This is a genomic window from Sphingobium terrigena, from assembly GCF_003591655.1.
GTDB lineage: Bacteria > Pseudomonadota > Alphaproteobacteria > Sphingomonadales > Sphingomonadaceae > Sphingobium > Sphingobium terrigena.
Genome location: NZ_QVRA01000049.1, coordinates 1 through 13,841 on the forward strand (window position 1 = coordinate 1; position 13,841 = coordinate 13,841).

The window sequence follows — 13,841 nt, forward strand, 5'->3', positions numbered from 1 at the left end:
CTGCAGCCTCAAAACATTCCGCCGGATCGCTACCCGGTACGAAAAAACTGACGAGAGCTACCGCGCTATGATCAATCTCGCGGCCTTGAAAATCGCTATGCGCTAATGTCCACAGGCCTTAGTCAACTACCGAAAAGATGGTCAGGCTTTCCATAATGCTGTAATGATTGCGCCTGTCTATGACGAGGCTGGGCTTCTCGCCTTTTTCATCGGGACCCAATTGAAGGTGGATGGCGAAGTCCAAGATGCCGGAACCGCAAAGGCAAAGTTAGCTGACTTAACCCCCCAGCAGTTGAAGATCCTCGAGCAAATGGCGCGCGGCATGCGCCATGCCGAAATCGCAAAAAACCTTCGTCTTTCTATCAAGACGGTGAAGATGCATCGGGGCGCATTGGTGCAACGCCTGGGGGTTCAGACTTCGACCGAGGCGATCAGGATTGCCATAGAGGCGGGCCTTTAACCTAAAGCAAGGCGGCTCTGAATGGCCTTGCCAACACTTAAAGATTCGATATGGACTAAAGTCCGGGGTGCCAGCCGGGGGGCTTGGTGAGGATGTCGCTTGACGAATTGTGATATGCCCGGCGACGCCGAAGCTAAATTCAAGCTGCTCGTCGATGCGGTTATGGACTACGCGCTTTACATGCTGGATTCGGGAGGCCGGATCACAACATGGAATAGTGGCGCCCAGAGAGCCAAGGGCTATACCGCTGACGAAATTGTGGGGCAGCATTTTTCCTGCTTCTTCACCCAAGAGGATCGCGATTCCGGTCTGCCGGAGCGTGCATTGCGCGTCGCAGCGCAAGAGGGCCGTTTCGAAGCGGAGGGCTGGCGGATCAGGAAAGACGGCAGCCGCTTTTTTGCCAATTCAGTTATCGATCCTATCAGGAACGATGCCGGAGAACTGATCGGCTTTGCAAAAATTAGCCGCGACATCACCGAACGCCGTGAAAGAGAACTCGCTCTCTTTCAGGCAGAACAACGCTTTCGGCTCCTCGTCCAGGGGGTCAAGGATTGCGCGATCTACATGCTGGATACCGACGGTATCATCACCAATTGGAACACCGGGGCGGCAGCGATCAAGGGTTATGGTTCCGACGAGGTAGTGGGCAAACATTTCTCCATTTTCTACACTAGCGATGACCGGGGCGCGGGCGCACCTGAACGGGCACTCGCGACAGCCCTCGCGGCGGGGAAGTATGAGACGGAGGCTTGGCGCGTTCGCAAGGACGGCACCCTATTTTGGGCCAGTGTGTTGATCGATCCGATTTACGATGAAGATGGAAAGCATGTTGGTTTCGCTAAGATCACCCGTGACGCGACTGACAAACGCAGGGCACAAGAGGAGTTAGAAGACACCCGCAGCGCGCTGCTTCAGGCACAGAAGCTGCAGGCGATTGGCGAACTGACTGGAGGGGTCGCCCATGATTTCAATAATCTTTTGACGGTCATCGGCGGAGCGGCCGAGATGCTCAGGAAAGTCGATCTGCCCGAGGAGAAGCGGGCGCGCTATCTCGACAATATAGCAACAACCGTTGAGCGAGCATCCACCCTCACCGGTCACCTTCTTGCATTCAGCCGGCGCCGCGCCATCCGTCCTGAGGTTATCGACCTTAATATCCATCTCGATGCCTGGGCCGAAATTCTATCCCGGTCCCTTGGGAACGGTATCGCCCTGTCGGTGAAGACATCGGCAAAAACCGCCCGCGTGGAAGTGGATCCTACTGAACTGGAAACAGCCGTCCTGAACGCTGCGGTGAATGCTCGCGACGCGATGCCAGGGGGTGGGGATCTCCTCATAGAAACGCGGGACGCCATCCATGGGGACGATTTTGCGGTAGCAATCGACATCACAGATACCGGCACTGGTATGTCGGAGGAAACACTCGCCCGCGTCTTCGAACCGTTCTTCACGACCAAGCCTATTGGCGAGGGAACGGGACTGGGATTGTCCCAGATCCATGGCTTCGCAGCCCAAGCCGGCGGCATTGCCCAAATAAGTTCCCGCGTCGGAATGGGCACCACCCTTACCATCATCCTTCCCAAGGTCGACAAGACGCCAGCGGCGATCCGGCAGAAAGGCAGACTGGGTTCGATACCTCCCGGGATCAGGGTGCTTTTAGTGGAAGATAATATCCAGGTTCTCCATTTCGCCGAGCAATTGCTTGACGATCTGGGTTGCCAGACGGTGTGCGCGAGTGAAGCAACTGAAGCACTTGCGCTTATCCAAGAGCAATCGTTCGATCTCGTGTTTACAGATATTGTCATGCCAGGACTAAGCGGTATTGATCTTGCGCGACAATTGCACATTCGGGTGCCTGGGCTGCCGGTCCTCCTTGCGACAGGGCATAGTGATCAGCTTGTCGGGGAAGGAGAAGCGCGTCTGCGTGTTTTATCAAAGCCCTATGGCGCCGAGACACTGAGCGCAGCGATTAGGGAGCTTATTGCTGCATCCATTCTCTTGTCAGGATCGAATGTTGGAGCCAGCAACTGCGACGAGTGAGGTGCGGTTTCGCCACTCCGGGGGTACGATTTTAGAGATCGTAAATTAGCGCGTCGAACGCCCAAGGCGCAATGATTCTATTTTTTTCGGTTTCAGGCAGCCGTCCGGTTTCTGCTGAAGACGACACTAAATTCGCTTTGCAAACGATGTAAGTTGGTCGCGAGTTGCCGGCGGCGAACGCCCGTTCGTCGGACTTTGCTGCCTTTCGGGTCAGCGGCGACGAACGACCGCTGTGCCAAGTACAGTTGCAAAGTCAATCGGATGGCCTGATCGCTTGCCACAGCGATGGAGCGGGATTGAAGTCGGCGCGCCAGCAATAGAAGTAAAACGGCGTTTGCTACGTTGAAATCGGCTGCGACGGATCAATGTACTTTCATGGTCTTTCAGAATCCTGACCAGCGGGCTTAATCCCATGATCAAAGATAGATGCGTGACGAGTCATTGGACCCAAATCGGACGCCGGGGAGTTGTTCGTCTTGCGCCTGTTAAGTTGGTGGAGATGTGCGTGACGTTCGATAAGCAGCTACCTGCGATGGCTCTCACCGGGATAGCCGGGCTCGATGAAATCTTGAACGGCGGCCTCACGCCAGAACGCATGTATCTGGTCGAAGGGACGCCGGGGACTGGCAAGACCACGCTTGGCCTTGGCTTCCTGCTTGCGGGCGCAGCCGTTGGCGACATCGGCCTCTATATCACGTTGGCCGAAACCGAGGTCGAACTGCGCGCCGTCGCCAAATCACATGGGTGGTCGCTCGACAAGTTGCAACTTTTCGAGATGGTCCCGGCAGACGGGTTCACCGAAGATCACGAACAGACGCTTCTGCATCCCAGCGAGGTCGAACTCGGTGAGACCGTTCGTAACGTAATGGCAAAGGTGGATGAGCTGCGGCCCGCACGTGTCGTGCTCGACAGCCTCTCGGAGCTCCGGTTGCTATCGCAAAGCCCGATCCGCTACCGCCGTCAAATCCTCGCCCTTAAGCATTTCTTTTCCACCCGGGCTTGCACCGTACTGGTGCTGGATGACAAGGGCGCGAGCGGGAGTGACCTCCAGCTTCACAGCATAGCGCACGGGGTCGTCTCACTCGATCAGGCACTGGCAGGGTTTGGAGGGCAACGGCGGCGAATGCACGTCGTCAAGATGCGCGGCGTGCAGTTCCGGGGCGGCTACCATGACTTCGAGATCATGCGGGGCGGGCTCTGCGTATACCCGCGTCTGGTCGCAGGGGACCATGACGCCATCGACGGCGGCGCGGTAATGACCACCGGTTCGAAAGAACTCGACACCCTGCTTGGCGGTGGATTGGTTCCGGGGACCGCAACGTTGCTGACCGGACCGGCTGGGGTCGGCAAGACGACCGCCTCGGTTCAATGCATGGTGGCCGCTCTGGAGCGGGGAGAGCGCGCTGCCTACTTCCTGTTCGATGAACGCGTACCGACACTACTGACGCGCAGCGCAGCACTCGGCATGGACCTTAAACCGTATATGGAGAACGGGCAGCTGCAGTTGCGGGCGATTGATCCCGCCGAGATATCGCCAGGCGAATTCGCCGGTTCGGTCCGGGCGGCTGTCGAGGATGATGGCGCCCGCCTCATCGTGATCGACAGTCTCAACGCTTACCTCCAGTCGATGCCGAACGAGCAGTTCCTCGTGCTCCAGCTGCATGAGATGTTGAGCTACCTGGGGCTGAAGGGTGTCGTCAGCCTGCTCATTCTTGGCCTGCACGGCGTCACCGGTGATATTCGCTCGGATGTCGATCTAAGCTATCTATCTGATACCGTCGTTCAGCTGCGCTACTTCGAGGCTCATGGCGAAGTCCGCCAGGCAATATCCGTCATCAAAACGCGCACCGCGCGGCACGAACGGACGATCCGCGAGTTTCAGATCGGCAGCAGCGGTTTGCAGGTCGGCGAACCGCTCAGGCAGTTCCAGGGCGTGCTGACGGGCGTCCCGACGTTTTCGGGTGAGGCGAAGACACTGATGGCGAGCCAGTCGAATCCGGACGCTCCTCGCGGTTAGAATGAACGACCTTGTCCTGATCCTTGCGCCACGCGGCCGCGATGCAGTAATTGCCGCCGATCTGCTCGGCCGCCACGCCATCGCAGGGCGAATCTGTACGGATGCGCGCAACCTTGCTGAGCAACTGGACGAAGGAGTCGGTGCAGTCCTGCTCACCGAAGAAGCGCTTGTCGGGGCGAACGCCGCAGAGATTGCGAGCTGGGTAGCCGGGCAGGAAAGCTGGTCGGACATTCCATTCGTCGTACTCGCCAACGGTTCGCGCACGCCGCGTACGGTCGCCGCGACCGAGCGGCTTGCCGAGCTGGGCAATGTGGTTCTGCTCGAACGTCCGCTCCACGCCGAGGCTATGCTCGGCGCAGTCCGTGCTTCGCTCAAAGCGCGCGCGCGGCAGTTCGAGGTGCGCGATACCGCGCGCCTGAGCGCGGCGCAGAACTGCATCCTCGCGCTCGCCGTCGAGGCCGCGCCGCTCACCGCCACGCTAGAGGCAATTGTCCGCGAGGTCGAAACCCTGTCGACTTCTGGCGTGATCGGATCGATCCTGCTGCTGAGTGAAGACGGTAGTAGCTTGCGCCATGGTGCGGGGCCAAGTCTGCCGGCCGCCTATAATGACGCAATCGACGGCATCGAAGTCGGACCTTTGGCAGGCTCCTGCGGTACTGCGGTGTACCGCAACGAGCCGGTGTTCGTTGCCGATATCGCGTCCGATCCGCTTTGGGCCGGCTTTCGTGACCTGGCGCTGGCGAATGACCTACGCGCCTGCTGGTCCCTCCCGATCACTTCGGTGAAAGGCGAGATTCTGGGTACGTTCGCCATGTACCACAGCGAGCCGCGCGAGCCGGTCGCGACAGACCTCGCCATCGTCGATTTCGTGGTGCGTACCGCCGGCATCGTCATCGCTCGGGCGCGGGCCGAGGATAAGCTTCGCGCCAGCGAGGCCCGCTATCGCCAGATTGTCGAAGGGGCCGAGGAATTCGCTATCGTGTCGCTCGACCCGGCCGGCACGATCACCGGATGGAGTAGCGGCGCCACACGGCTGCTGGGTTATTCGGCAAACGAGGTCGTCGGCCAGACTGGTAGCCTCTTCTTCACGCCGGAGGACCGGGCCGCGGATGTGCCGGCGCAGGAGATGGCGCAGGCGACCGCCGAGGGTCGCGCCATAAACGAGCGATGGTATGTGAAGAAGGATGGTCGTCTATTCTGGGCGTCAGGTCTCACCATGCCGCTCGCCGCACGTGACGGCGGCTACGTCACCATCTTTCGTGATCGCACAGCCGAGCATGAAGCCGAAGCTGCGCTGCGCGAAAGTGAAGCACGCCTGCGCTTTTTTGGGGCGTTGGAAGAGCGACTGTTCGGCGCGGCTACCGCCGACGATGCGATGCACTCGGCGGCCGAAATGCTGGGGCGGCAGATCGATGCCTCCCGCTGTGCCTACGCCGATGTTGACGCCGATAACGATCGCTTCTGGATCCGCAACGACCATACAGCGCCAGGCATCGCGACCTCGGCCGGGACCTATAGCCTCGATCTGTTCGGTCCGCGCGCCGCCGCCGAACTACGGCAGGGACAAACCCTGATCGTACGGAATGTGTCGGGTGAGCTCCAGCCGGATCAAGGCCGCGACATGTTCCACTCAATCGGCATCGAGGCAATTGTCTGTTGCCCGTTGGTCAAGCAGGGGCAGCTCGCCGCGATGATGGCGGTGCATCAGGATGTCCCGCGCGAGTGGAGTTCAAGCGAGATCGCCCTCATCCGCGAGGTCGTCGAGCGCTGTTGGGCGCATGTCGAACGGGTCGGCGCCGAGGCCCGGCTGCGCGAGAGCGAAGAGCGCCTCCGCCTAGCCGTCGAGAATGCCGAAATCGGCTTTTGGGATGTCGATGTCGTCAACGACCGGCTGATCTGGCCGGCGCAGACCAAGGCCATGTTCGGAATCTCGGCCGACGTGCCGGTTTCCATGGCAGACTTCTATGCGGGCCTGCATCCCGATGACCGTGAAGCGACGACCGCGGCATATTTGGCCGCCGCAGACCCCGCGCAGCGCGCACTCTACGACGTTGACTATCGCACCATCGGAAAAGAGGATGGCGTGCTGCGCTGGGTGGCTGCGAAAGGGCGCGGTGTGTTCGACGCCGCTGGGCTTTGTTTGCGTGTTGCTGGCACCGCGCTTGATGTCACCGCACGGAAGCAGGCCGAGGAGGCCTTGCGGGACCTTAATGCGACGCTCGAAACGCGTGTTACCCAAGCCGTCGCAGAACGCGAAGCAGCCCATGAAGCCCTTCGCCAAAGCCAGAAAATGGAGGCGATGGGCCAGCTTACCGGCGGCGTTGCGCACGACTTCAACAATCTACTAACTCCGATCGTTGGCTCTTTGGACATGCTCCAGCGTCGGGGGGTCGGAACGGAGCGTGAGCAACGCTTAATCGCGGGCGCGGCGCAGTCCGCCGAACGCGCTCGAGTCCTGGTCCAGCGTCTGCTCGCCTTCGCGCGGCGCCAGCCATTGCAGTCTGTCGCCGTCGATATTGCCCAGCTGGTCGCCGGGATGGGGGATCTCGTCGAAAGCACCACCGGGCCTCAGATAAAAGTCGTAGTAGATGCGGCCAGCGACCTGCCGTCGGCCAAGGCTGATCCCAATCAGCTCGAAATGGCGCTATTGAACCTCTCGGTGAACGCGCGCGATGCCATGCCCGATGGTGGGACGCTGCGCATTTCGGCGACCGCAGAGACAGTAGGCGTGTCTCATCGCTCCAGCCTTTCTCCGGGCGAATATGTTCGAATCTCTGTCGCTGACACAGGGTCAGGCATGGATGAGTTGACACTTGCCCGAGCGATCGAGCCGTTCTTCTCGACCAAGGGGATCGGCAAGGGCACTGGCCTTGGCTTGTCGATGGTGCATGGCTTGGCCTTGCAGCTAGGCGGCGGTCTTACCATAAAAAGCCGACTCGGAATGGGTACCAATATGGAACTCTGGCTGCCCGTTAGCGCAACACGTGTCGAGGAAGCGCCGGATCATCAGCGTCCAGCATCCATCGCCACGCATCAAGGCGTGGCCTTGCTTGTCGATGATGAGGAACTTGTTCGCATGAGCACGGCCGATATGCTCACAGAGCTTGGATACGCTATAGTCGAGGCAAACTCAGCGGAGGAGGCGCTACGGCTGTTGGATAGCGATACGCCCATTGATGTCGTCGTGACCGACCATCTCATGCCCGGCATGACGGGTACCGACCTTGCCCGTCATATAAAGTTGGCGCGGCCGCAGCTGCCGATTATGCTCGTGTCAGGATATGCCGAGCTCGAAGGCATCGATGCCCAACTCCCGCGGCTGACCAAACCGTTTCGAAAGGATGAGCTTGCAGCGACGCTCACTTCCCTACTCCATTAGATGTCCCGTCAAACGGCAACAAACAGCGTCGCCGACCAGCTGGTTTGCACGAGATAAATGACAGGTTTCAGCACGAACGGTCGCTCGCGCAATGTGCTGAACGTCGTGACTTGGTCGACACCTGCCGGGATAGCTGCCGGTCCGCATCTGGAAGTCGAAATTTGGCGGCTGTACGGCAATAAAGGGTCGATTTTGCTCCGGCTGCATTCTCATCCTACCCTAACAGACCTGGGCTCAAGGCTGACGGCCGGGCGACGAAGGGCTTCAGTTCATACCTCTGCCAAGCTCGCTAATTGCACCTAATTCATTGACGGACAGGATATCAATCAACTCCAGTCCAGCAAATTCGTCTTTTGCCCATCGCACCACACCTCGGCACTCGCGTCCATTTGGCAGCTGCACCCAGACGCGCAGCCCTTCCTGGAACGACCCGTTATGTCGAACCATCATGCCGCGCTGCGAAATGTTGCCAAGTTCAAGCTGGTGAAGGCCGTTCGTGCTGCGTCCCACCGCCGGCGTGGCTGGGGTCGTTAGACGCAAGGGCCGCGCCCGAGCGGAACGCGCTTCCGCGACCAATTCCCGCAGCAACTCGGCGCAGTCGATCTGATGCTGAAACAGCAGTGTATGTCGATCGTTATCGCTTGCGACGACGGTCGCGCGCTTTGAAATTGTTTCCGAGAGATCGACCTGGATTATGTGCCCGATCTGCAAAATCATGATCGACGAGAGTTCTACGGCGGCATTTGATAGTCTGTGCAGTCTGGCGAGGCCTGTCTCCCCATCTACGACCAGGCGCGCAATGCGGTTCACGGTGGCAAGTCTGGCATCGCAAACCTGATCAACGCGCCGCACGTCCGTCCGTCCCAGCCCGGTATTCATGTTCGTTGCCATGCGCCGCTCCCTTGGTTGTTTGACCCAAGGTGCGCATGGAGCAGCTCGACGTGCAATTCGTAGCGGTTACGGGCGCCAACGTAAGAAGCTGTTTACGCTAACGCGGTCGATAGCCCGCGCAGGGTTGGTTGCATCGGCCTTTGCCGGGCCGTACCGGGTAACTACGGTATGTCCATTAATCGAACATCAGACGAAGACCCGCTAAAGGCCGTCTGTTCCAGTTAGGTGATCATGTTGCCCCTAGTCCATATTGTCGACGACGACGTCCATGTGCGCGCTGCCACCAGCTACCTCCTTGCAAGTCATGGATTTCCGACCGAAGTCTACGCAAGCGCCGAGGAGTTTCTGGATCAAGCCAATCTGGAGCGCGGCTGTGTCCTGTTGGACCTGCGCATGCCAGGGCTTGACGGCCTTGGCACCATGGTACGGCTTGCGGATCGGCGCGTCACGATCCCGACGATCATGATGACCGGGCATGGGGACCTCGGTACGGCCGTGCAGGCCATGAAGCTTGGTGCCATCGATTTCATCGAGAAACCCTATCAGGAAGAGCAACTGCTCGCCGCCATCACCCGAGCGCTTGATCTGCGAGCCCAGGAACGCCGCCGTACGGAAGGCCGTTCGGACGCGCTGGCTCGGACTGCAAAGCTCTCTCCGCGCGAACTTCAGGTCCTGCAAGGGCTGGTGGGCGGCCTCAGCAACAAGGGGATTGCGCGTCGCCTGGAGCTCAGTCCCAGGACAGTGGAAATGCACAGAGCGCGCATGATGGAGGATTTGGGCTGCGGAAGCCTGTCCGAGGCGGTCCGCATTGCCATTGACGCCGGCCTCTCGCCACTCGGCGCAAAATGTTTAGAGCCCGCCGGCAATAGGGCCGCTATGCTTCCACCGCCAGGAGACCCTTGCCCTAAGCTCAGCACGATCGAACCCGTGCCCCCGGCCGAAGAATTGCTTGAAGGAGCGATCGACTGCATCTTCCTGCTCGATGACGCGTGGCGCTTCACCTATCTGAACAGGAACGCGGTGGAGAAAATCGGCCGCGGTCGGGATTTGCGCGGCACCATCATTTGGGACAGTTTTCCGCTCGCGATCGACACGCTCGGCTGGGCGGAACTTCATCGCAGCGCCGCCGAACGTACGCTCGGACGCTTCCAGTTCTTCGAGCCCGACGTCGACTGCTGGTTCGACGTGAATGTCCGTCCGGTCGCGAGCGGGCTCCAGGTCGCGTTTCGCGATATCACGGCCGAGCGGCAGACCAATGTGGCGTTGCAGATGAGCGAGGAAACGCTCCGCATGGTGCTCGAGGCGACCGGTGATGGTGCATGGGACTGGAATTTCGAAACTGGCAAGATCACGATGTCGGGTCGGTTCGTCCAGCATCTGGGCTATGCGCCAGGGGAATTGCGGGACGATATCGATGCGGTTCGTGAACTGGTGCATGCCGATGACTGGCCGGTTCTCGATGAGCGGTTGAGGGATCATCTCAGCGGCAAAAGCGATACTTTCGCCTGCGAGTATCGTCTTCGGCGTCGCGATGGCAGCTGGTGCTGGAACTTCGACCGGGGGCGCGTCGTCGCCCGCGACATACTCTCGGGAGCGCCATTGCAGATGGTCGGCACGGCTTGCGACGTGAGCGACCGCAAAGCCGCGGAAGCGCGCGCTAGGGAGGCACTGGAGCGACTGGCGCTCGCCCAAGGCAATTCTGGCGCCGGCACATGGGACCTGGACCTCGAGACCTACCGCCTCCAGCTTTGCTCTCGAAGCCTCGAAATGCATGGATTGTCGCCAGACGGTCCGACGGAGCTGAGCGACGAGCAATGGCGCGCCTGTTTGCATCCAGACGATGTGGCAAGCACGCGTGAAGCGCTCGACAAGGCCGTGCAAACCCAGACGGGCCTTAGTATTCGTTATCGGACGGTGGCGGGCGAACAGTGCAGATGGGTGCTTGGCTTGGGCAGCCTCGTTCCCGGGTCGCGTGACCGGGCGGCCCGTTTCGTCGGCTTGAACCTCGATGTCACGGATAGCATGGAGGCGGAATGCGCGCTTCAGCGTATGCAGTCTGAAATTGTTCACCTGTCCCGCGTCAGCGCGATGGGTGCGCTGGCAACCACGCTGGCCCACGAACTCAACCAGCCGTTGACGGCGATTACCGGATTTGTCGGCGGGGTCCGGCGTTATGTCGAAGCGGGCGAACCCAATGACCGCCCATCTGCCCTGGAAGCGGTCGCAGGCGCCGAGCGCGGCGTGCATTATGCGGCCGAGATCGTCCGCCGCCTCCGCGAGCAGACGAGCGACGCCGTGCCCGAGCGAAAGCCTGACAGTCTCAGCGCTACGATTAATGAAGCGGTTCAGCTATGCGGTCCACGGGGCAAAGGGCGGCACGGGATCGATCTCGAGATCGATGAGGCGGCAGACCGTGTCGTCATCGATCGGGTCCAGATCGAACAGGTTCTGCTGAACCTCCTTCGCAATGCCATCGACGTGTGCGAGACGTCGGGCTCGGCCAAGCAGATTGTCGTCTCAGCGGTGCCGTTCACCGGAAGCATGGCTTTGGTCCGGGTAAGCGATAATGGCGGCGGCGTCCTGGACATGCTGAAAGACGAAATCTTCAAGGTAAGCTTCACCACGAAGCCTCAAGGTATGGGACTTGGTCTCTCGATCTGCAGGACCATTGTCGAAAATCACGGCGGAGAAATGTGGGTAGAAAACAACCAAAGCGGAGGCGCTGACTTCTGCTTCACCGTTCCTTGTCAGTGATGCCGTTTCCTGGATGGTTGTGGCCTGCGCCTAGAGAAGAAATATCTGCTGCGAGCTAGGAATTAGTGCCTGGGTATCTGCAGCCGCCGGCCTCGTCTACGCTTTGCAACTCGACCCAAGAACCGGGCGGCAGATCTGGCAAGCTAACTCGAATGCTGACCGTCCGCTCTTGAGGAGCGAACGGCGAGCGCTCAACGGCCGATAAGGGTCGACTTCCTTCAACTCGCTCCCCCAATCGCCCCCGGCGTCAAGATGAGGGTAAGGAGAACGAGGGCAATGCCGACATATCCCCAGACGCCCATGCCCTCCCAAGCGATCTTCATGCTACCAGTTTCGGATCGCGACGATCTGGCCAGCCGCATCGCGTAGATCATCGTGCCGGTGACGGCAATCGCCGTCAGCAGCGCCCCGAACAGGAACCAGATGGCTTTGGTCCACAGGCCGCCGAAGGTGCCGAAATGCAGCGGATCGGCCATTTCGGAAATGCGCTGATGCATGTTCAATGTGCGTCCATCCAGCAGCGCGACGACCCGCGACGTCGTCGGATCGACCACCACTGCATTAGTGCGATCACGCACCAGCCAGGCGGAGGACTGGCCGAGGAAAATGACGCCATTGTCGGACGTAAAGCGGATTTCCCGAATATCGAGCGCAGGATCGGCTCTGCGCGCAATGGTAACCAGCCGGTCCAGCGCGGCACCGGTCGGCATCGCACCAGCCGCCACTTCCGGCAATTTGGGCACCTTGGCGTTCCCGCCCAATGTCTCCACCAGATACCACAGGCCTGTCAGCGTGATCAGCGCCACGAACCACAGGCTCCACAAGCCCATCAGGCGATGTAGGTCGCCGGTCATCCGTCGCCCATCGCCGCCCCGCGGCGCTCGGAAGAAGCCGCGCCACCATTTCTTGTAGGTGACGATACCCGACACCAACGATGCTGCCAGCAATAGGGCGAGCGAGCAGACGATCGGTATGCCGATCTTCGTCGGCAGCATCAGGTGGCGATGGGCCTGTCGCAGGAAGCGGTGGACATTGGCCCAGCCATGCCTGCCAGTGACCTCCGCCGTCCACGGATCGACATAGACCCGCTCCGGCGCGCCCTTGCCGCGACTGACCCAGGCCTCGACCGCGAACCAGGGGTCGATCGGCGCATAGAGGGTCTGGAGCCGGGCATCGGGCGCAGCGCGGACCGCCGCTTGCGCCAACGCCCCCCAGGACGCGACGGGTTCCGACCGGGGCGATACCCGCATGGCGGGCGTCGCCAGCCAGTCGATTTCATGCGCGAACACGGCAAAGGTGCCCGTCGCCAGGATGAAGGTCAGGAAGATCGACAGTTTCAGGCCGATCCAGCTATGCACCACCCACCAGAGCGACCGGCCCTTTTTTACGCGCATCTGATCCATGGTCAGAACTGGAAGCGCAGTTCGGCCAGAAATGTCCGCGGCTCGCCGGGAAAATGCCCGCTCTGCGCCGAAAAGCCCGATGCGGCATAGACTTTGTCGAACATATTATCGACGCGCAGCATCAGTTCGGCAAAGCCAAGCCCCTTGGTGATCGATGCGTCGAAGATCGTGTAGGGCTTGACGGTCTGCCCCGACAGGCTGATCCGCTTCGACACATGTTCACCGCCGACCGCAAAGGCGGCGTCGATCGCCGGCACCTGGTAGCGGGTCCAGAAGCCCACTTTATGCTTGGGCGCATTGGCGAAGCGATTGCCGACGGCATTGGTGATCGCCTGTCCCGCGATCGTGCCGGTGATCTTCGTGTCGTTATAGCCATAATTGACCAGCGCCACCCAATTGGCAGTAATGTCGGTCGACAGGTCGATCTCGAACCCCTTGCTCGTCACCTCGCCGATCGGGCGCAACTGGTCCTGGCCGTTGACGGGCGGGAGGCTGGTATCGGCCTGAAGGATATTCTTGCGCACGATGCGGTAGGCGGCCAGATTGGCCTGAAGCCTGCCGTCAAACAGGTCGGTCTTGATGCCCCCTTCGAACTGGTCGCCGGTGACCGGCGCGAAAGGACCGCCGACGTCGCCATTCTGGCTGGCGGCCGTCTGCGGTTCGAAGCTTTGCGACCAGCTCAGATAGATGGAGACATCCTTGCGCGGCTTGTAGATCGCGCCGGTGCGGAAGGTGATATCGTCATCCTCATAAGAAGTAGCGTTGACCACGCGATCCTCGAACTTGTCGTAGCGCACGCCACCGACCAGCATGAAGGCATCACTCAGGCTGATCTGGTCCTGCAGATAGGCACCCTGACGCTTCGTGCGCGTATCCGTGATGGTGAAGGGCAGCAAA

At 60.4% G+C, this 13,841-nt stretch carries 8 protein-coding genes; 5 read left to right on the forward strand and 3 right to left on the reverse strand.

Annotated elements, in window-relative coordinates; translation table 11 throughout:
* Positions 1-163 precede the first annotated feature (163 nt).
* The 4 genes from D0Z70_RS23595 to D0Z70_RS23610 all read left to right on the forward strand — a co-directional run bounded on the left by D0Z70_RS23595 (position 164) and on the right by D0Z70_RS23610 (position 7,896).
* Positions 164-460 (forward strand): response regulator transcription factor, encoded by a 297-nt coding sequence (locus D0Z70_RS23595; RefSeq protein WP_119750584.1) that lies wholly within the window; start codon positions 164-166, stop codon positions 458-460.
* Positions 461-559: 99 nt separating this feature from the next.
* Positions 560-2,500, forward strand: coding sequence for a hybrid sensor histidine kinase/response regulator (locus D0Z70_RS23600; protein ID WP_239019115.1), 1,941 nt, complete (start codon positions 560-562; stop codon positions 2,498-2,500).
* A gap of 499 nt (positions 2,501-2,999) precedes the next feature.
* On the forward strand, positions 3,000-4,517 hold the full coding sequence (locus D0Z70_RS23605) for an ATPase domain-containing protein (RefSeq protein WP_420820404.1): 1,518 nt from the start codon (positions 3,000-3,002) through the stop codon (positions 4,515-4,517).
* 1 nt (position 4,518) lies between these two features.
* Positions 4,519-7,896, forward strand: coding sequence for a PAS domain S-box protein (locus D0Z70_RS23610; RefSeq protein ID WP_119750588.1), 3,378 nt, complete (start codon positions 4,519-4,521; stop codon positions 7,894-7,896).
* Between the two features lie 264 nt (positions 7,897-8,160).
* Here D0Z70_RS23610 and D0Z70_RS23615 read toward each other — a convergent pair whose 3' ends face one another.
* Positions 8,161-8,787: a PilZ domain-containing protein gene (locus tag D0Z70_RS23615; protein WP_119750590.1), complete on the reverse strand. Its 627-nt coding sequence runs from the start codon at positions 8,785-8,787 to the stop codon at positions 8,161-8,163.
* 231 nt (positions 8,788-9,018) lie between these two features.
* Here D0Z70_RS23615 and D0Z70_RS23620 point away from each other — a divergent pair, with 231 nt between their 5' ends.
* Positions 9,019-11,541, forward strand: a complete 2,523-nt coding sequence (locus D0Z70_RS23620; RefSeq protein ID WP_220475705.1) for a PAS domain-containing protein — start codon at positions 9,019-9,021, stop codon at positions 11,539-11,541.
* Between the two features lie 218 nt (positions 11,542-11,759).
* Here the strand turns inward: D0Z70_RS23620 and D0Z70_RS23625 are convergent, their stop codons facing one another.
* Both D0Z70_RS23625 and D0Z70_RS23630 read right to left on the reverse strand, forming a co-directional pair.
* On the reverse strand, positions 11,760-12,935 hold the full coding sequence (locus D0Z70_RS23625; protein WP_239019116.1) for a PepSY-associated TM helix domain-containing protein: 1,176 nt from the start codon (positions 12,933-12,935) through the stop codon (positions 11,760-11,762).
* 11 nt (positions 12,936-12,946) lie between these two features.
* A partial coding sequence (locus tag D0Z70_RS23630; RefSeq protein ID WP_119750594.1) for a TonB-dependent siderophore receptor occupies positions 12,947-13,841 on the reverse strand: 895 nt, incomplete at its 5' end.